The following is a 20,777-nucleotide window of genomic DNA, read 5'->3' as shown; positions in this document are numbered from 1 at the left end:
TATGACCATTAACAAAACCACCTCTTACCCAGAGGTCGCAATCAACGATATCGGCACCGAAGAAGATCTCATTGCTGCCGTAGATGAAACTATCAAGTACTTCAACGACGGTGATATCGTCGAGGGTATCGTAGTGAAAGTCGATCATGATGAAGTCCTGCTCGACATCGGCTACAAGACTGAAGGTGTAATTCCTTCGAAAGAACTTTCCATCAAGCATGACGTAGACCCAGATGAGGTCGTCGAAGTTGGTGACAAGGTCGAAGCTCTCGTGACGCAAAAGGAAGACAAAGAAGGTCGCCTGATGCTCTCGAAGAAGCGCGCACAATATGAACGTGCTTGGACCGAAATCGAAGGCATCAAGGATGCTGACGGTATCGTCACCGGTTCAGTGATTGAAGTTGTGAAGGGCGGTTTGATCCTCGATATCGGTCTGCGCGGCTTCCTCCCAGCTTCTCTCGTCGAAATGCGTCGTGTGCGCGATTTGCAGCCATACATTGGTAAGCAGATTGAAGCGAAGATTATTGAACTCGATAAGAACCGCAATAATGTGGTGCTTTCCCGTCGTGCTTATCTTGAACAGACGCAATCTGAGGTTCGTTCCAACTTCTTGAACACCTTGCAAAAGGGGCAGGTACGCGAAGGTGTGATCTCCTCGATCGTAAACTTCGGTGCATTCGTGGATTTGGGTGGCGTAGACGGTCTTGTACACGTTTCTGAGCTTTCTTGGAAGCACATTGATCACCCGTCAGAGGTTGTCGAAGTCGGAACCCCGGTTACGGTTGAGGTTCTTGATGTTGATTTCGACCGTGAACGCGTGTCGCTCTCCTTGAAGGCAACTCAGGAAGATCCGTGGCAAACCTTCGCCCGTGAACATTCGATCGGCAATGTTGTCCCAGGTAAGGTTACGAAGCTTGTTCCATTCGGTGCATTTGTCCGCGTGGAAGACGGCATCGAAGGGCTTGTACACATTTCCGAGCTTGCACAACGGCATATTGATTTGCCTGAGCAGGTTGCAAAGGTTGGCGATGAAGTATTCGTGAAGGTAATCGATATCGATCTTGACCGCCGTCGCATTTCGCTTTCTTTGAAGCAAGCAAATGAAGGTGTAGATCCAAATTCTGAAGACTTCGATCCTTCGCTTTACGGTATGAAGGCCGAATACGATGAAGAAGGCAACTACAAGTACCCAGAAGGCTTCGATCCTGAAACCAACGAATGGATGGAAGGGTTTGAAGAGAACCAGGCTGCTTGGGAAGCTGATTACGCAAAGGCAGAGGCTCGCTGGAAGGCGCACAAGGCTCAGGTAGCTCGTGAAGCTGAAGCAGATGCAGCAGCTGCAGCAACTGCCCCAGCACCGGAAGCTCCAGAAGCTGTACCTGCAAACTACTCTTCAGGTAACGATGCTGCTGGCACCTTAGCCGAAGATGAAGCCCTTGCTGCACTTCGTGAACAGCTTACTGGGAACTAATTCGCATTTGCTTTCAACTAATTTATGCTTTCGCTTTGCGAACTAATGTGAATTAGGAAAGTGATGAAAACGTTTTGTGGGATGGAAGCCATGAATTTGGTTTCCATCCCACTCTTTTAGCAAGCTGTGCATTACCGTCAGCGAAAAGTTAGCGATACTTAGCTCAGGTAAATTTTCATTTCGTAGTATGCTGAGATGCATGAAAAGAATTGCAGTAACCGGAGGAATCGCGAGTGGGAAATCGACCTTTGCGCAGTTGCTGGGTGAACTAGGTGCGAAAATTATTGATTATGATCAGATTTCCCGAGTAGTTTTGGCGAAAGGAACTCCGGCAACGGCTGCGATTGCGGCATCTTTTGGGCAAGATATTTTTGATGCGCAAGGTGCTCTTTGTCGTTCTCGTCTGGCCGAGATTGTATTTGCAGATGAAAAAGAGTTGGCAAAATTAAACGATATTACGCATCCGTTCATCACGAAATTGGCGCAAAAATCTGAGCAAAAATTTGCTGCAGAAACGAAAGATCTTGTGATTGTGCATGATATTCCGCTTTTTGTAGGTTCCTGGTTAATGGGGCAGACGGATTATGCAGTATTGCTTACGGCACCGTTTGATCAGCGAATCGAGCGCATGGTGACTAATCGAAAAATGAATATTGCAGATGCAAGAGCTCGGATTGCTGCGCAAATGAGTGATGCAGAAATTGCACCGCATGTGGATGCCGTCATTGAAAATACTGGTGACCTTTCCCAGCTGCGAAATTTCGCTGATCAGTTGTGGCAAAATATTACTGAGGATGATGCATAAATGAATTCAAATCAGCTTTTTCGCGCTGAAAATCGGATTGAAGTAGTTTCGCAATACACGCCATCGGGTGATCAACCACAGGCAATCAGGGAGCTTGCACGCCGAATCAATGATGGGGAAAAAGATATTGTCCTCCTCGGCGCTACCGGCACGGGAAAGTCAGCTACAACTGCCTGGTTGATCGAGCAAGTGCAACGCCCAACCCTGATTCTTGAACCGAATAAAACACTTGCTGCGCAAATGGCGGCGGAGTTTCGTGGGTTGATGCCGCATAACGCGGTCGAATATTTTGTATCATATTACGATTATTACCAGCCAGAGGCGTATGTGCCGCAAACGGATACATTTATCGAAAAAGATTCTTCAATCAATGATGAAGTTGAGCGGTTACGCCATTCAGCTACAAATTCTTTGCTTACTCGGCGCGATACCGTGGTAGTAGCATCAGTTTCCTGTATTTACGGGCTTGGTACACCACAAGAATATGTGGATCGCATGATTCAGCTGGCGGTGGGGCAGGAACTTGATCGGGATGCGCTGTTGAAGCAGTTTGTACAGATGCAGTATGTGCGCAATGATTTTGAATTTACCCGCGGTACTTTTCGGGTGCGTGGCGATACGGTGGAGATCATTCCAGTTTATGAGGAGCTTGCAGTACGGATTGAATTTTTTGGTGACGAGATTGATGAAATCGCGATGTTGCATCCTTTAACTGGTGATGTACTTGAGAAAGTAGATCATGCGCATATTTTTCCAGCCTCGCATTATGTGGCTGGTCCAGAGCGAATGGCAAAAGCGATTGCTTCGATTGAAACTGAATTGCAGGCACGGCTGGCAGAATTTAAGCAGCAAAATAAATTACTTGCAGCCCAGCGCCTGGAGATGCGTACTACTTTTGATCTGGAAATGATGCGCAATATTGGTTCTTGCGCGGGAATCGAGAATTATTCGCGGCATATTGATGGGCGCGGTCCTGGTACAGCTCCGCACACTTTATTGGATTATTTTCCGGAAGATTTCCTACTGATTATTGATGAATCTCATGTGACAGTGCCGCAGATTGGTGCAATGTATGAGGGAGATATGTCGCGTAAGCGAACGCTTGTTGAATATGGATTTCGCCTGCCGTCAGCGATGGATAATCGGCCGTTAAAATGGGATGAATTTTTGGAGCGTATTGGGCAGACGGTATATCTTTCGGCTACTCCTGGAAAATATGAACTGCAGATGAGTGACGGATATGTGGAGCAGATTATTCGTCCGACTGGGTTGGTGGATCCAGAGATTATTGTGAAGCCTACGAAGGGGCAGATTGATGATTTGCTTGAAGAAGTGCGTTTGCGTGCTGAGCGTGATGAGCGTGTGCTCATCACGACATTAACGAAGAAGATGGCGGAAAATCTTACCCAATATCTGAGTGATCGCGGTGTGCGCGTGGAATATTTGCATTCTGATGTGGATACGTTACGGCGAGTAGAGCTTTTACGTGAATTACGGCAAGGCAAATTTGATGTGCTGGTAGGAATAAATTTGCTGCGTGAAGGGTTGGATTTGCCCGAAGTGTCTTTGGTGGCGATTTTGGATGCGGATAAGCAAGGCTTTTTGCGTTCTACCACGTCTCTGATTCAGACTATTGGGCGTGCTGCGCGAAATGTTTCCGGGCAGGTGCATATGTATGCTGATACGATCACTCCGAATATGCAGCAGGCGATTGATGAAACAAATCGACGGCGAGAGAAACAGCTTGCTTTTAATACGGAACACGGAATCGATCCGCAACCTTTAAGAAAAAAGATTGCGGATGTAACGGATATGCTTGCCCGTGCTGATGTGGATACTGAGAGCCTTTTGGCAGGGGGTTATCGGAAAGAACAAAGTGCTGCTACTAGGCAAAAGAATGCAGCTGATCAGCGACGTAGTGTGGATTCAGAAAATCTTGACGGCAGTGAAATTGCTGCGCTCCTTGCCGAATTGACTGAGCAGATGCATGCGGCCGCGGAGCAATTACAATTTGAGCTTGCAGCGCGGTTGCGTGATGAAATCAATGATTTGCAGCGTGAGTTGCGGGTGATTAAAAATCGCTAAGTGAATTGTGATTGTGGTTGCTCATGGGGCAAGTGGTGAGTTGATTGCTCATGCTGATGTGGTGATTGACTTTTCGCATCATGAAATTGTTTTCTAAGATGAGAAGTCTTGGAGGGAAGATGCGGAAAGCGAATTTGGTAGCTAGTGGTTTAGCTCAGTATTTTGTATTTGATAACGTGTTAATTCCCACGCGTGCAGCATACGAATACCAGCAAACAATCAGATTAGAATAAGAATACGAGGGGAGTATTCCCATTAATATCGATTCGTCAATACGGCATCACAGATGCGTCGTTTCCAAGTATTTTCTGCGAAGCAGTTAGTTTTGGTGTGTCCGCAGTAGTGAGTCCGGATCGGCAGCCTAGTAATTTCAATCAGGCGGGAAGAGACCTCAGGGATATTTATAAATTCACTGATACCTAATTGATAGAAAAGGTTAATTCTCTTGAACGCTTTGATGAGCTTCGCTGCTGGGCATCTCCCGCTCCTTGCAGCTCCGAATACCGTTGACGATTCGTTAATGCATGTTTATCCGTGGGAGTGGATTGTGCTTGGCGTGCTTGTACTTGCGCTAATCGTTTTTGATCTGCTTGGGCATGTGCGCAAAGCACATGAGCCTACGATTCGTGAAGCAGCCATGTGGACAGCATTTTATGTTTCACTCGCAGTAGTCTTTGGTTTATTGACGTTCCTCCGGCATGGTTCAGATTTTGCTGCAGAATTCTTCGCCGGTTACATCACTGAATATTCACTGTCACTAGATAATATTTTCGTCTTCATTATTGTGATTGCTGCATTCCGGGTGCCGCGCATTTATCAGCAGAAAGTGCTGATGTATGGCATTATTATCGCGCTTGTGCTGCGATTTATCTTCATTATGATTGGCGCTGCGCTGATTCAGCGCTTTGTCTGGGTGTTCTTTATTTTCGGGCTGTGGATGGTTTACACGGCAGTAAAGCAAGTACTTGACGGGATCAAAGAAGAGCGGAATCGAAAAGCTGGGGTTACGGAAGAAGATGAATATCAACCAACGTTTATGACCCGTCTCGTATCTAAATTCGCCCCAGTGACGAATGGTTTTGAAAGCGATCGATTGATTGTGAAGCATGATGGTAAACGCTGGATTACTCCGCTACTGTTATGTATCGTCTCAATTGGTTCGATCGATTTGATGTTTGCTCTTGATTCGATCCCAGCTATTTTTGGTCTTACCAAAGAACCATTCATCGTTTTCGCATCGAATGCCTTTGCACTACTCGGTTTACGTCAGCTCTTCTTCCTCGTAGACGGTCTGCTTGAACGCTTGATTTATCTCCATTACGGTTTAGCAGCAATTTTGGGCTTCATTGGATTTAAGCTGCTGGTGCACGCTTTCCACGGATACGGAATGCTTGGGTTTATCCCAGAACCGAATATTCTCTTCTCGGTCGGCTTTATTATCGGTACAATCCTGATCACGATTGCGGCTTCCCTTTATGGTTCGCGAAAGATCGCGAAAAATAGTGAGTCATAATCCGAATTGCAGTTGTATAATTTTCGCTTAAATATGCAACTGTGTATTTAAGAAATGTGGGAGTTGATTTTTTATCCAGCTCCCACATTCTTTTTTCCGAGATGATCGGCTAATAGTGAGCAGACAAAGAGCTGGATTTGATGATACAAAATTACGGGCACGATGAGTGGAGCAACTGAAGCTGCGGGGAAGAAAGCATTTGCCATTGGCAAGCCAGTTGCTAATGATTTCATCGATCCACACATAATCAGTACGATTTCACTTTCTTTTGGTTGTTTTAAGATTCGTGCTGCGCTCACACTGAAAAATAGTGTGAGCCCAAGCATGATCAGAATTGCGCTGATTACGAATGTGAGTTCCCAAGCGCCAATTTTTGACCATACTCCGGCATGGGTAGCGCTGATCACTGCACTTAGTACGACGGTGATGATTGCGAATAGATCAACTATTTTTGTGATCCAATTATGTTTCCGTAAATATGCTCCAGTGAATGGTTGAAAGAGTTGCCCGATAAAGAACGGGAGCAAGAGTTGGGTCAACACTTTTTGGAAGTTTCCTGCGCTAACTCCTGCTACGTCAAGGAAGAGTAAAACGAGTACCGGAGTGAGGAAAATTCCAACGACATTAGAGATCGTTGCTGCACAGACGGCACGTGCCACATCGCCACCAGCAATCGAAACGAAAGAAACTGAAGATTGGATCGTAGACGGCAGGAGCGTAAGGTAAAGCAACCCCAGTAGGAATGGACTCGCACTGAAAATTCCGATCCCATAGTAAAAGGCAAGACCAATGAGTGGAAAGATACCAAAAGTGAGGGCAAAGACGGTACCTTGTAATTTAATATCCCGTAAGCCTCGCAAAACTTCACTGGTGCGAATCCGCAGACCATAGGCAAGGAATACTCCAGCTACGCCAACATTGCCGATAGTATTGATCACATTGGCAGCACTTTCTCCGATTGGCACAGCGATCCCAATAATAAAAGCGAGAACGATCCCAATGACGAGAGCTTTAGTTTTTAAGAATGCAAGCATAAAAATTAATTATCAATGAAAATGAGCGTATTTTGGCGTTAGCTAAATTTTGAATTATTCCCATGGTCCGATTACTGGATTCCATGGTTGAGCTGTGCGTTTCAGGATGATGTCTGCTTCGTAAAGCGGATCTGCTGCCAGTATTTCGAGGGCTGATTCTGGTGATTCAGCGCGCACAATGATCAGTGCTTCGTCTGTTCCAAGCGGTCCCGAAGCTAAAAGCTGTGCTGCGTCAAACAAGGAGCGAAGAAATTCCCGATGTGCTGGACGGTGTTGGTTGAGCTCGGCTGATTTTTCCGGATCGTATACGTAGTTAACTGCGATGATATTCATGTTTTGATTTTAGACCGGAATTTTTATTCTTTGTGTGATTTTGCGGTAAAGAAAAAATAAGGGCAGGAATCGGGGCAGTAGTTCGCTCAAAGATGGATGAAATTTTAATTTGTTTAGGCAATTTGTCCTACTTTTTCTCCAAATATTCACAAATGAGATTAGCTGATGTAGTTTTGCACACTTTTTATCTTTCAGTTGTCGAATATGCCTTGACAATCATTTGCGGGGGGGGGGGGTACGTTGAAGTTGTTGACAGCATTTATGTTGTCAGACAGTAAGCTCATGAGAAGAAAAATTGAGGTCAAAAATGAAACTTGTAAAGAAAGCATGTGCATTTGGTGCAGTAGTTGCACTCGCTGGTGCAGCTTCGGTTCCAGCTTTCGCCGCACCAGGTGGCACCGAAGGTGAAACCGAAGTTAATGCTACTTGGAACACCAATCCAGCACCAGCAGGCGAAACTCCTTCCGGTGACGCAGCAACTTTGAAAAACCTCGGTGTGCTTTTGGATACTGATGGTTCAATTCAGCCTTCCAGCGCTGCTGGTGAAGCTACCGATAAGGTTAACACTCCTGCTGGTTCTACCTATGGAGCTAGTGCACGCGAAAAGGTTGGGAACGATAACGCTCCTGCAGTTTCGAAGGTAGAAAAGGACACCAAGGGAGTCGCATCTGCATTGGATCTGGGTACTGTTAACAACAAGACTGAGGCATATGTGAATGCTCCAGGTAAGAAGGGTGCTACTCGTGGTGGCATCGAAGAACTGACCGCAAAGGCTGATGCTGCTAAGACTGCTGAAGCTGCTAAGAAAGCTGAAGCTGCTAAGAAAGCTGAAGTTGCTAAGAAAGCTGCTGATGTGAAGAAGGCTGAAGCTAAGAAAGCAGCTGTGAAGGCTGCTTCCGGCAAGACGTTGGCTAATACTGGTGCTGGTGTTGCAGCTGTTGCAGGTATCGCAGGTCTGCTTGGTCTTGCAGGTGCTGGTCTTCGCCGTAAGTTCAACTAATTACAAATTAGTGTAATTTTTTGTACTAAGCGTGATTTATAAGTGGTGTTACTTGAAATTCAAGTAACACCACTTTTCACTATCAAAAGTTCAATAAATTCACACCACAGCAATAGCGTAGTAGAACATTTGTTTGAAAAAATTAGGCTGGAGAGAATTATTTCGGGCAAAAGCCATATTAGGCTTGTGCTTTATTGAGATGATTTGAACTAATTTTCTTCAAATATTCACAATCAAAATTATGTTGCATTGTTTTGCACACTTTTTATTCTTCAGATTGTAGATATTGCTTGACAATCATTCGCGGGGGGGGGGTACGTTGAATTACGTCAAGGCTTCAATGTCTAACGACACTTAAACTCATGAGAAGAATAAGAGGTTAACATGAAACTGAAGAAGACGATTGCGGGCGCGATTCTCGCTGGCGCACTTTGCTTCTCTGGTACAACAGCAGCATTCGCTGCTGAATACACTCCAGGCTCGGGCAAGGCTTCGGTCGAGAATGCAGTTGCTGCTCGCGACAAGGTCGTAACCGATACCAATAAGATTGATCGTCCTGCTGAAAAGAAGAAGGCTGACAAAAAGCTTGAGGAAACTTTGACTGCGCTGAAGGCTCAGATTGAAGCAAAGCGCACTGAGCTTGAAAAGTCTGCTGCAGATCTTGAAAAAGCTCTCAAGGCTTCTGATAAAGCAAAGGAAGATTTGAAAGCTGATGCTGCGGCAAAGATTCCTGCTATCGACGCAGAAATCAAGGCACTTAACGACGCCATTAAGAAGATCGAATTCAACTACGAGATTCGCAAGGCTGGTGTTGGTGAAACTGCAGCTAAGGCACAGATGAAGGACGAACTTGCAAAGATCGACCTCCACAAGAAGGAAATTAAAAAGAAGGAAGCTGAAAAGGCTCACTATGCAGGTATTGAAAAGTCCCCTGCATTTGCTGTGGCAAACCAAGCAATCAAGGATAACACTGCAAAGCTTGCTGAAGTGAAAAAGCAGCTTGAAATTGTTTCTAATGATGCATACTTGGTTGGTAACGCACTTCGTAACGTGAAGTACGGCATCAATGTGACTCCGAAGCACGACATTACCGCTACTCCAAAGGCTGATAAGAAGCCTGCTGCTCCTGCTCCAAAGGTAGAAAAGAAAGCTGAGGCTGCGAAGAAAGCTGCTGACGTAAAGAAGGCTGAAGCAAAGAAAGCTGCTGACGTAAAGAAGGCTGAAGCAAAGAAGCTTGCTAATACCGGTGCTGGTATTGCAGCTGTTGCAGGTATCGCAGGTTTGATTGGTCTTGCAGGTGTAGGTATTCGCCGCAAGTTCAACTAAACAATTGGTGTAAATTTTTACACTAAAGCATGATTTATAAGTGGTGTTACTTGAGAAGATCAGGTAGCACCACTTTTCGCTATCGAACGTTCAATAAATTCACACCACAGCAATAGTAGAACATTTGTTCGGAAAAATTAAGACTGGTAGAATCACTACGTGCAAGAAATGATCCATGTACAGGGTGCCCGTGAGCACAACCTGAAAAACGTTACCGTCGAAATCCCACGTGATCAGCTCGTAGTATTTACTGGGCTCTCTGGTTCGGGAAAATCGTCACTTGCCTTCGATACAATTTTCGCTGAAGGGCAGCGGCGCTACGTTGAATCTCTCAGTTCCTATGCGCGTCAGTTCCTTGGGCAAATGGATAAACCGGATGTTGATTTTATCGAAGGTCTTTCACCGGCTGTTTCGATCGACCAAAAATCCACAAACCGGAATCCGCGTTCCACCGTCGGCACGATTACTGAAATTTATGATTACCTGCGATTGCTCTATGCTCGCGCCGGTGTACAATACTGCCCAATCTGCAATGAGCGGATCCAAGCGCAAAGCGCTGAGCAAATGGTGAATCATCTACTGCAATATCCAGAAGGTACTCGCGTAGAATTACTTGCGCCCGTAGTTCGTGGGCGCAAAGGCGAACATCTTGATATTCTCGCCGATTTGAAAGCAGAAGGATATACTCGGTTGCGGATCGACGGAGAAAATTACCGTATTGATGAAGTCCCCGCATTAGCAAAAACGAAAAAACACACAATCGAAGCTGTAGTTGACCGCATCGCGCTCAAGCCTAATGCGAGATCGCGGATCAACGATTCGGTAGAAACCGCACTTCGCCTCTCCAAAGGATTACTTATTGCATATTTTACTGATGCAGCAAAATTGCAGGAAAAAAGTGATCACGAAACTATCGAAACACAAGCAGAATCTCAGGGAGAAGAACTGGAAATCCAGCGTACCTTCTCTGAGAAGCGTTCCTGCCCAAATCAACATCCGCTTGAACTGGATGAAATCGAGCCGCGTACATTTTCTTTTAATGCTCCTTATGGAGCATGTCCTGATTGTGACGGAATCGGCTACTCGCTGCAAGCTGATCCGGATCTTGTGATCCCTGATCAAAATAAAAGTATTGCCGCAGGCGCGATTCTCCCGTGGTCCTTAGCCACCACGAAAAAAGCAGCTGATTATTTCCTGCGGCAGCTTGCATCACTGGGCGAAGAACTCGGATTCACTCTCGATACTCCATGGAAAAAACTGTCTCGAAAACATCAGGAAGCAATCCTCTTCGGGCATAATTTTAAAGTTAAAATGCGCTACAAAAATCGTTGGGGAAGGGAAAAAGAATACCACTCCGGATACGAAGGAGTAGTACGGTATGTGCGGCGCAAATATAACGAAACCGAATCAGACTACTCGAAAGAACGCTTCCGGGGATATATGCGTACCGTCCCATGCGAAACATGCGCTGGTGCGCGTCTGAAACCAGAAGTGCTTGCAGTACGGATCGGGAAACTAAATATCACTGAACTCACCGATCTTTCGATTGAAGATGCATTAAATTATCTTGACGAGTTGAAATTAGACGCGCGCCAAAGCAAAATTGCTGCACAAGTGATGCGCGAAATTCTTGCACGCCTGCAATTCCTCGTTTCCGTTGGTCTTGGCTACCTGACGATGAGCCGCTCAGCAGGTACGCTCTCCGGCGGTGAAGCACAGCGAATTCGTCTTGCCACACAAATCGGATCTGGATTGGTGGGTGTGCTTTACGTACTTGATGAGCCATCGATCGGGCTGCATCAAAGAGATAATACTAAACTTTTGCAAGCCCTCTTACGATTACGAGATCTCGGAAATACCCTCGTAGTAGTAGAACACGATGAAGAAACAATTCGCTCCGCTGACTGGCTCCTCGATATCGGGCCACGTGCCGGTGAACACGGCGGGGAAGTAGTCTACTCTGGTCCACCAGCAGGAATTGATCAATGTGAACGTTCAATCACCGGGCAATATCTTACCGGAAAGCGTCAGATAGCGGTTCCAGCTACCCGCCGGAAAACTCGAAAAACCGCACAAATAAAAATAAAAGGTGCGATCGAAAATAATCTGCGCAATATTGACGTATCCTTCCCAATCGGTGTATTTACTGCTGTTACAGGAGTATCCGGATCAGGAAAATCTTCACTTGTAAATACGATTCTCTACCAGGTGCTTGCGAATCAGCTAAACAATGCCCGGCACGTACCAGGGCGGCATCGCGAGGTAGTTGGGATCAGCGAACTAGATAAAATCGTGCACGTTGACCAATCTCCAATTGGGCGCACGCCACGATCCAACCCTGCCACTTACACCGGGATGTGGGATCCGATCCGGCAACTCTTTGCTGCTACCGAAGAAGCAAAAATGCGCGGATACGGGCCGGGAAGATTCAGTTTTAATGTGAAAGGCGGGCGCTGCGAATCCTGCTCTGGCGACGGCACATTGAAAATCGAAATGAACTTCCTGCCGGATGTGTATGTGCCGTGCGAAGTCTGCCATGGTGCACGCTATAACCGTGAAACACTCGAAGTGAAATATAAAGGGAAGAACGTTGCGCAAGTGCTTGATCTGACGATTTCCGAAGCGCGGGAATTTTTCAAAGCTGCACCGCGTATCGTACGCCATCTTGAAGTGCTCGATTCCGTCGGGCTCGGATACATCCGGCTTGGGCAGCCTGCAACTACGCTTTCCGGTGGAGAAGCGCAACGCGTCAAACTTGCCTCTGAGCTATATAAACGCTCCACCGGCCGCACGGTTTACGTGCTTGACGAGCCGACCACCGGATTGCACTTTGAAGACGTGCGCAAACTCCTCGAAGTATTGCAAGGATTAACTGATAAAGGAAACACCGTCATCGTAATTGAGCATAATCTTGATGTGATCAAAAGTGCAGACTGGGTGATTGACCTTGGACCTGAAGGAGGTAAAGGCGGCGGGCTGGTAATTGCTGAAGGCACGCCAGAAGATGTGGCACAAGTAGCGCAATCGTATACAGGTCAATATCTGCAGCCGCTTCTCGCATCTCCGCAAGCACCAAAACTTGTTGCATCGGCAGCCGCCAAAATAGCGCAGATAAAAACAAAAGCAGAAAAATAGAAAGAAAAATAGCTCCTAATTTATTCATGGCACGTACGTATGCTTCACATCCCGATATCTGTGGTGATGACAATGAGCAGCGACAATATTTCCTGAGATAGTGAAAATAGTGAAAAATTTGCAGAAATTTGCGTAGGGGGGGGGAAAAAATAAATGGCAGATCCGCAAAGCTACCGTCCAAAAACCTCAGATATTCCAGCGGATCCGGGAGTATATCGTTTTCTTGATCATGATGGGCGGATCATCTACGTTGGCAAAGCGAAGAATCTGCGAAACCGCTTGACCTCGTACTTCCGTGATCCAGCGCAGCTGCACCCGCGGACCCGTCAAATGGTATTCACTGGCGAACGCGTAATCTGGGTCGTCGTAAAATCAGAGTTAGAAGCATTAACACTCGAATATGCCTGGATCAAAGAATACAATCCAATCTTCAATGTGATGTATCGGGATGATAAATCATACCCATATCTCGCAATCACAGCCGGCGAAGAATATCCACGGCTTACCGTCACCCGTGACGCACATCGAAAAGGGAATAAATATTATGGTCCATACACCCAAGTACGGGCAGTCCGTGAGTCGGTGGATTTACTCCAACGCGTATTCCCGATGCGTACCTGCACAAAAGGCGTCTTTAATGCAGCTGCGCGCGCTGGGCGTCCCTGCCTCAACGGATATATTGAAAAATGCGTTGCCCCATGCGTTGGGCGAGTAAGCGCAAATGAACACCGTAACATAGTCGAATCACTCGTGAAATATCTCGAATCTGACGGAGCTGAGCTAATCGCGGAAAAACGGGCAGAAATGACAGCGGCAGCAACAAAATTAGATTTTGAAACAGCGGCGAAGATCCGCGACCAAATCTCCGCACTAGAAACCGTGACCGAAAAAAATACCGTCGTACTTGATGCAAACGTAGATGCAGATATTTATGGGATCAGTGCAGATGAACTTGAAGCAAGTGTGCAAGTATTCTATGTGCGCGGCGGAAGAATCCGCGGGCAGCGCGGCTGGATCACTGAAATTTCCGGCGATAGTACGGCACAACTATTGGCAGACTTATTACTACAAGTCTATGGAGCTTTTGCCACTCCAAAGAATAAAAATTCTGCAGAAGTAATCAGACAACAAAAAATAAAAAGCGATGCAAAATCTGTAGACGATGTGGCACACACTGCGGTAAATGCAATCCCGCGCGAAATTTGGCTACCGCAGTTGCCTGACGGTAGTAGCGAACTTACACAGTGGCTCGCTGAGCTACGCCGCGGTGCCGTCACAATTCGGACACCCCAACGCGGAGCAAAAGCAAAACTGCTCGATACTGTGGAAGTAAATGCGAAGCAAGCACTCACTAGGCATAAGATTTCCCGCTCAGGAGATATCACTCAACGCTCGCAAGCACTCGAAGAATTGCGGATTGGGCTGGATTTGCCGCGTGCTCCGCTGCGGATCGAATGTTACGATATTTCCCATATTCAAGGGCAGCATCAGGTAGCTTCAATGGTGGTGTTCGAAGATGGGCTGGCGAAGAAAAAAGACTACCGGCATTTTATTGTGCGCGGAGAAGACGGAAACGGCGCGCGAGATGATACTGCGGCAATGAGTGAAGTATTGCGGCGGCGCCTTACCCGGCTTACAAGCAGCGACTTGCTGGAAAGCGTTACCGTTGCCGGAGATTCTGTGCAGCCGCGCGATTCCGAAAATAAAACAGCCAATTTGTGTGAAACAGATAATTCCGCAGTTGCTGCGGAATCCGGTGCAGCCACACTAGCCGCAGCAATAGCGCAAACAAGGCAAAAACCGCGTTTTGCATATCGCCCAGATTTAATCGTGGTCGATGGCGGATTGCCGCAGGTAAATGCGGCGCAAGCAGTGGTAGATGAAATGAAAGCTGACGTAACTGTAGTCGGATTAGCGAAAAGGCTCGAAGAAATCTGGATTCCCGGAGAAAACTATCCGCTAATCCTCAGCAGAAACTCACCGGCGCTGCACCTTTTGCAATATTTGCGCGACGAATCACATCGTTTTGCAATCACTTTTCATCGTAAACGCCGCGGGAAAGCCCAAACTGTTTCCATTCTCGATGAAATTCCGGGGCTTGGCGCGGCAAAGCAGAAAGCACTGCTGCGTAAGTTCAAATCAGTAAAACAAATTCGTGCAGCGAGTATCGAAGATTTGCAGCTTGCCGACGGGATTGGGCCGGCACTTGCGCGCACAATCCGCGAATATTTCGATCAGCTGTGAAGAATGCGGAAATACGCAAACGAAACCATTACCTGCTGCGCATATCTAGCAATAGATAAAAATCTTATATTTTAGAGTTAGAGTATCTCTTTGAAAAATATTTCAAAATATAATGCAAAACCATGCGGCGCAATGTGAAAAATTTACACTTAGATTAAATCTGCTTTTTGAATCTGATTTATCGGATTTCAACTAGGTTTTTCTCAGCTTTACATGGCACGATTACTACATGAACGATTTCGATTCCATCAACGATACCGGCAAAATCCCACTCGATATTCTGCGGCTGGAAGCGCAGGCAGAGCTTCCCAAACCAGAACATTCCGAAATATTAATTATTACTGGGATGAGCGGGGCAGGGCGGAGCCGGGCAGCAGCCACTTTGGAAGATCTTGGCTGGTATGTGATTGATAATCTTCCTCCGCGCCTATTACTCCCAATGGCAGGTTTAATTGGGCCAAACGGTTCGGTAAAACAGCTTGCCTGCGTGGTGGATGTGCGCTCTCGTGAATTTTTTGTCGAACTGTTGGAAGTTCTCAATACTTTACGTGAGCAAAACTTTGATTACCGCATCGTCTATCTTGATGCTTCAGATGCGGCTCTTGTGCAGCGTTTCGAAAATGTGCGCCGCCCGCACCCGCTGCAAGGCGACGGCTCCCTCTTGCAAGGGATTCAAACTGAACGCCGCACACTCGCAAATCTTCGCTCACGGGCAGACGTAATTATTGATACGTCAAATCTTTCGGTACACGATCTTGCCCGGAAGATCCGCAATAATATTGCTGCTTCCGCAGAAACAAAAATTAACCTCACTGTAATGTCTTTCGGTTTCAAATACGGGATTCCGCTCGATGCTGACTACGTGGCTGATGTGCGTTTTATCCCGAATCCGTATTGGGTTACTGAACTGCGGCACCTGACTGGAAAAGATGCGCCGGTGCGCGATTTCGTGCTTGGAATCGACGGCGTAAAACAGTTTGCTGCGAACTATGCGGCATTGCTGCATTCAACCGTCGCCGGATATGAGCATGAACTAAAACCATACGTGACAATCTCAATTGGCTGCACTGGCGGAAAACACCGCTCAGTAGCGATTACTGAAGAAGTAGCGCGCATTTTACGTGAGTATGGGCATAGCGTGCGGACGATTCACCGTGACTTAGGGCGTGAATAAAATGCAGAAATCGCTGCGAACATCGCAATTTGGTGTGCAAGGGCCAAAAGTAGTTGCTTTTGGCGGCGGGCATGGTTTGTCAGCATCACTTTCGGCATTGAAACTGATTACACGAAATATCACTGCGATCGTCACTGTAGCTGATGATGGGGGTTCCTCAGGTCGGTTGCGTACCGAATTTGGAATATTACCACCTGGTGATTTGCGAATGGCGCTCTCGGCGTTGAGTGATAACGCTGAATGGGGGCAAACCTGGCGTGACGTCTTCCAGCATCGGTTTAATTCTCAGGGAGAACTCGATGGTCACGCGCTGGGAAATATTGTGCTCACCGCGCTCTGGCAGATTTTGGGTGATCCGATTGCTGGGCTTGATTGGGCTGGGCGTCTGCTGAATGTGAAAGGACGCGTATTGCCGATGGCGGCAGTACCGCTGGAAATTGAGGCTGATGTTAAGACCTGCAATTCCGCACTCGAAACAGTGTATGGGCAAGTTTCGGTAGCAATGTGTGAAGCGCCGATTCGTCGAATACGGATTCACCCTGAAAATCCGCCAGTCTATGCTGCGGCATTGGATGCGATTCGGGATGCACAATGGCTGATTTTTGGCCCAGGCTCATGGTATACCTCGGTACTTCCGCATCTTTTGATCCCAGATCTATATGCGGCTATTTGTGCGTCAAAAGCCCGGAAATTGCTTGTATTGAATCTTATTGCAGATACCGAAACAAGTGAGATGACGGCTGCTGATCTGGCACGCACCTTTGTCTCTTATGGGCCAGATTTGAAAATCGATGCATTCCTTGCAGATGCACAAAGTATCACAGATATTTCGGCATTAGAAAATTTGGCTGCAGATTATGGCGCCAGCTTGTTTACCCGAAATTTAGCTGCTCCAGATGCAATAGCTGTACACGATTCGTTATATTTAGCTGCTGCGTATCGTGAAATTTTTGGGAAAATGAAACAAGATAGCTAGGCTTTACGGAGTGCCATTAAAATTTGACGTGAAAACTTTCTGCTGCGCGTCATTTTATAATGGCAGCTGTTTTTATTTTCAAGATATTGAGATTAGTTCTGAAGGGAAGACGCAGTGCCGGCTTTGACGATTAGCGTAAAAGACGAGATCTGTGCGGTATATCCGCAGCTCGCCACGTCGATGGTGGCGGAAATATCGGCGATGTTCCGCTTTTCTGGAGGTATTCAGATCAACGGTGGGCAGGTTACCTTGCAAGCAGAGCTGACTCACCCAGGTGCTGCACGTCATTTATGGGAATTGGTGCGAAAAGTATTCAGTATCGAAGCTGATTTGATTGCTGTGCGCAATTCAATGCGCAATGGAAATCATTATCTGTTGCAAATCAGTAGTAATGGTGAACGTATTGCCCGGAAGATCGGTTTGATCGATGCAAAAGGACGCTTAGTACGTGGTCTTTCGCCGTTAGTGGTAGGCGGTACAAAAGCTGACGCAGCAGCGGCTTGGCGTGGCGCATTTCTCGCTCGGGGAACATTGATGGAGCCGGGACGGAATGCGGCTTTAGAAATTGTTTGCCCGAGTTTGGAAGCAGCTTATGCGATTGGCGGTCTTGCGCGTCGGCTGGGGATCCCGTATCGTGCGCGTGAATCACGTGGGGCGTTTCGGGTTGATATTCGTGAAGGTGATGCGATTTCGGCAATGCTGACACGCATCGGTGCAAATGATGCTGTATTGCAATGGGAAGCACTGCGTACTGAGCGTGAAGTTTCGGGAAATGCTAATAGACTCGCGAATTTTGATGATGCAAATATGCGTCGTAGTGCCGATGCGGCGGTTATCGCTGTACTGCGGGTAAAGCGCGCTTTTGAGATCCTCGGCGAGAATATTCCAGATAATTTGCGTGAAGCTGGTGAATGTCGGATCAAGTATCCGGAAGATTCGTTGAATTTATTAGGGGAGCGGCTGAATCCACCGGCCACGAAGGATGCAGTAGCTGGCCGGCTGCGACGCTTAAATACAATGGCTGATAAGAAGGCTGCTGAATTGCGAATTCCGAATACGCTCGATGCAGTGGCACACGCGACTCGTAGAAACTAAACAATACAAGAAAATATGCTCTGTGTGAACGGCTGAAGTAAATGGCCGTTAGTCCTTCATGATTTTGCTGTAATGCGCTAGAATTATCGAGGATCGAGCGCGGTTCACACCGCGAATCGTGAAGTCCCGCGCATCGCTCGGGAGAATACTTGAAACTACGTGCATTAGTTTATGCACAAGGAGGAATTAGAGTGACTGTTCGCGTTGCAATTAACGGTTTTGGTCGCATCGGCCGTAACTTCATTCGTGCAGCATACGGCAAGGAAAATTTGAACTTTGAGGTTGTTGCAGTTAACGATCTCACTGACAACAAGACCCTCGCACACCTACTTAAGCGCGATTCAATTCTCGGTACCTGGGATCATGAAGTATCCTACAACGATGATGCAATTATCGTTGATGGTCGTGAGATTAAGGCTTTTGCAGAGCGCAATCCGGCTGATCTTCCATGGGCCGAGCTCGATATCGATGTAGTTATCGAATCCACTGGCTTCTTCACCGATGCTACGAAGGCTCAGGCACACGTTGAAGCAGGTGCAAAGAAGGTTATCATTTCTGCACCAGCAAAGAATGAAGATGCTACTTTCGTGCTTGGTGTAAATGAAAAGGATTATGATCCAGCAAAGCACAACATCATTTCCAATGCTTCTTGCACCACCAACTGCCTTGCTCCTTTGGCAAAGGTGCTCAACGATGAGTTCGGCATTGTGAAGGGCTTGATGACGACTGTTCACGCATACACTGGTGATCAGCGTCTGCTTGATGCTCCACACTCTGATTTGCGTCGTGCACGTGCGGCTGCGCTCAATATCGTTCCAACCAAGACGGGTGCAGCGCAAGCAGTAGCAGTTGTGATTCCAGAGCTGAAGGGCAAGTTTGATGGTTACGCAATGCGCGTGCCAGTACCAACCGGTTCTGTTACCGATCTTACCTTCGAAGCTGGTCGCGAAGTTACTGTTGAAGAAATCAACGCTGCTGTGAAGAAGGCTGCTGAAGGTCCGCTCAAGGGTGTGCTTGCATACTCCGAAGAACCACTCGTTTCCAAGGATATCGAAACCGATTCCCACTCCTCCATCTTCGATTCTGGTTTGACGAAGGTGCTCGGCAACCAGGTGAAGGTTGTTTCCTGGTACGACAACGAATGGGGCTACTCCAACCGTCTCGTTGAACTCGCTGACCTCGTTGCAAGCAAGTTCTAATTTCGGTCAAGAAGCTTAAATGAAAGATAGGTGTTCGTGCAATGCTGTGCGGGCACCTATCTTTTAACCAGTAACCAGCAAAACTGCGAAGATTCAGATGCTATTGCTCAGATTTGCATTTGCTTTTGGGATAAACCTCCAAGTATGCAACTGTTAGCAGAAAATCTGAAAGCGCATGATGAAAAGGATTAGTATGCGTACAATCGATTCTCTCGGAGATTTATCGGGCAAGAAAGTGCTTGTTCGTTCCGATTTTAATGTGCCATTAGATGAGGCAAAAAATATCACCGATGACGGCCGGATTAAGGCTGCATTGCCGACGATTCAGAGGTTGCTTACAGCTGGTGCCAAAGTTGTGATAGCTGCCCATCTGGGACGTCCAAAGGGTGAAGTGAATCCTGAATTTTCACTTGCTCCTGTGGCAAAGCGTCTCGGAGAGCTACTTGATCAAGAAGTGAAGTTAGCCGGCGATACTGTCGGTGAAGATGCTCAGGCTTTGGTAGCGGAAATGGCTGCTGGGGATGTAGTACTTCTCGAAAACGTGCGTTTTGATGCACGTGAAACCTCGAAGGATGATGCTGAACGGGCTGAGCTTGCGAAAGAATATGCAGCGCTTGCAGATGCTTATGTATCTGATGGATTTGGCGTAGTGCATCGGAAGCAGGCATCTGTTTACGATATCGCCCAGGTGCTCCCAAGTGCTGCCGGTGAACTCGTCTTCAAAGAAATCGATTCGCTCTCAAAGGCAACGAATGATCCTGCCCGTCCATATACTGTTGTACTTGGAGGATCGAAAGTATCAGATAAGCTGGGTGTTATCGATAATCTTATTGAGAAAGCTGATCGGTTGTTGATTGGCGGCGGCATGGCATATACCTTCTTGAAGGCACAAGGCCATGAAATTGGTAATTCATTACTCGAAGCAGATCAGGTAGAGACGGCTGCAGCTTACCTGCAAAAGGCTGCTGAAAAGGGCGTGGAGATCTTCCTCCCAACCGATAATGTGACCGCTCCAGAATTTAAGGCTGACGCACCTGCTGCAGTACATGCAGTGGGAGAAATGCCAACTGATGAAATGGGTCTTGATATTGGTCCGCAGACTGCTGAAAAGTATGCTGCAGCAATCGCTGAATCACAGACGATCGTCTGGAATGGACCAATGGGCGTTTTTGAGTTTGCAGCATTTGCTGGTGGTACTCGTGCAGTCGCGCAGGCAATGCAAGATGCAGATGGATTCACCATTGTTGGCGGTGGCGACTCGGCTGCCGCAGTTCGGATCCTCGGTTTTGATGAGGAAAAGTTTAATCATATTTCTACCGGTGGCGGTGCCTCCCTCGAATTCCTTGAAGGAAAGACACTCCCAGGTATTGCAGTATTGGAGGACTAA

The 20,777-nt window shown here is 47.1% G+C and carries 15 protein-coding genes; 13 read left to right on the top strand and 2 right to left on the bottom strand.

Features of this window, described 5'->3' with window-relative positions; translation table 11 throughout:
• Window position 1: 1 nt before the first annotated feature.
• The 4 genes from rpsA to J2S36_RS01715 all read left to right on the top strand — a co-directional run bounded on the left by rpsA (window position 2) and on the right by J2S36_RS01715 (window position 5,874).
• On the top strand, window positions 2-1,471 hold the full coding sequence (rpsA, locus tag J2S36_RS01730; protein WP_309954915.1) for a 30S ribosomal protein S1: 1,470 nt from the start codon (window positions 2-4) through the stop codon (window positions 1,469-1,471).
• A 199-nt stretch (window positions 1,472-1,670) separates the two neighbouring features.
• Complete coding sequence (coaE, locus tag J2S36_RS01725; protein ID WP_309954913.1) at window positions 1,671-2,276, top strand: dephospho-CoA kinase; 606 nt, start codon at window positions 1,671-1,673, stop codon at window positions 2,274-2,276.
• Window positions 2,277-4,361: an excinuclease ABC subunit UvrB gene (gene uvrB, locus J2S36_RS01720; protein ID WP_309954911.1), complete on the top strand. Its 2,085-nt coding sequence runs from the start codon at window positions 2,277-2,279 to the stop codon at window positions 4,359-4,361.
• Window positions 4,362-4,881: 520 nt separating this feature from the next.
• Window positions 4,882-5,874 carry a TerC family protein gene (locus J2S36_RS01715; RefSeq protein WP_417281542.1) on the top strand — a complete coding sequence of 331 codons (993 nt, stop codon included), beginning with the start codon at window positions 4,882-4,884 and terminating at the stop codon, window positions 5,872-5,874.
• A gap of 71 nt (window positions 5,875-5,945) precedes the next feature.
• Here the strand turns inward: J2S36_RS01715 and J2S36_RS01710 are convergent, their stop codons facing one another.
• Together J2S36_RS01710 and J2S36_RS01705 are read right to left on the bottom strand one after the other, a co-directional pair.
• Complete coding sequence (locus J2S36_RS01710; RefSeq protein ID WP_309954906.1) at window positions 5,946-6,908, bottom strand: bile acid:sodium symporter family protein; 963 nt, start codon at window positions 6,906-6,908, stop codon at window positions 5,946-5,948.
• A gap of 54 nt (window positions 6,909-6,962) precedes the next feature.
• Window positions 6,963-7,241 carry a YciI family protein gene (locus tag J2S36_RS01705; RefSeq protein WP_309954904.1) on the bottom strand — a complete coding sequence of 93 codons (279 nt, stop codon included), beginning with the start codon at window positions 7,239-7,241 and terminating at the stop codon, window positions 6,963-6,965.
• Between the two features lie 307 nt (window positions 7,242-7,548).
• On the opposite strand from J2S36_RS01705, the gene J2S36_RS01700 reads away from it, so the two are divergent.
• The 9 genes from J2S36_RS01700 to J2S36_RS01660 all read left to right on the top strand — a co-directional run bounded on the left by J2S36_RS01700 (window position 7,549) and on the right by J2S36_RS01660 (window position 20,777).
• On the top strand, window positions 7,549-8,241 hold the full coding sequence (locus J2S36_RS01700; RefSeq protein ID WP_309954902.1) for a hypothetical protein: 693 nt from the start codon (window positions 7,549-7,551) through the stop codon (window positions 8,239-8,241).
• Between the two features lie 384 nt (window positions 8,242-8,625).
• A complete protein-coding gene (locus tag J2S36_RS01695) occupies window positions 8,626-9,567 on the top strand; it encodes a hypothetical protein (protein ID WP_309954899.1) in 942 nt (313 codons plus the stop codon).
• Between the two features lie 159 nt (window positions 9,568-9,726).
• Window positions 9,727-12,702, top strand: a complete 2,976-nt coding sequence (uvrA, locus tag J2S36_RS01690) for an excinuclease ABC subunit UvrA (RefSeq protein ID WP_309954897.1) — start codon at window positions 9,727-9,729, stop codon at window positions 12,700-12,702.
• A gap of 153 nt (window positions 12,703-12,855) precedes the next feature.
• Window positions 12,856-14,946, top strand: coding sequence for an excinuclease ABC subunit UvrC (gene uvrC / locus J2S36_RS01685; RefSeq protein WP_309954895.1), 2,091 nt, complete (start codon window positions 12,856-12,858; stop codon window positions 14,944-14,946).
• A 229-nt stretch (window positions 14,947-15,175) separates the two neighbouring features.
• On the top strand, window positions 15,176-16,120 hold the full coding sequence (gene rapZ / locus J2S36_RS01680) for an RNase adapter RapZ (protein WP_309954893.1): 945 nt from the start codon (window positions 15,176-15,178) through the stop codon (window positions 16,118-16,120).
• 1 nt (window position 16,121) lies between these two features.
• Entirely contained in the window at window positions 16,122-17,096 is a 975-nt protein-coding gene (locus J2S36_RS01675) for a gluconeogenesis factor YvcK family protein (protein ID WP_309957438.1), read from the top strand.
• A 114-nt stretch (window positions 17,097-17,210) separates the two neighbouring features.
• Window positions 17,211-18,191, top strand: coding sequence for a DNA-binding protein WhiA (gene whiA, locus J2S36_RS01670; RefSeq protein ID WP_309954891.1), 981 nt, complete (start codon window positions 17,211-17,213; stop codon window positions 18,189-18,191).
• A 191-nt stretch (window positions 18,192-18,382) separates the two neighbouring features.
• Window positions 18,383-19,390: a type I glyceraldehyde-3-phosphate dehydrogenase gene (gap, locus tag J2S36_RS01665; RefSeq protein WP_309954889.1), complete on the top strand. Its 1,008-nt coding sequence runs from the start codon at window positions 18,383-18,385 to the stop codon at window positions 19,388-19,390.
• Between the two features lie 193 nt (window positions 19,391-19,583).
• Entirely contained in the window at window positions 19,584-20,777 is a 1,194-nt protein-coding gene (locus J2S36_RS01660) for a phosphoglycerate kinase (RefSeq protein WP_309954887.1), read from the top strand.

The sequence above is a fragment of the Arcanobacterium hippocoleae genome (assembly GCF_031456295.1).
GTDB lineage: Bacteria > Actinomycetota > Actinomycetes > Actinomycetales > Actinomycetaceae > Arcanobacterium_A > Arcanobacterium_A hippocoleae.
Note: the sequence above shows the minus strand (reverse complement) of the source record. Positions and strands in the feature narration are given on the sequence as shown.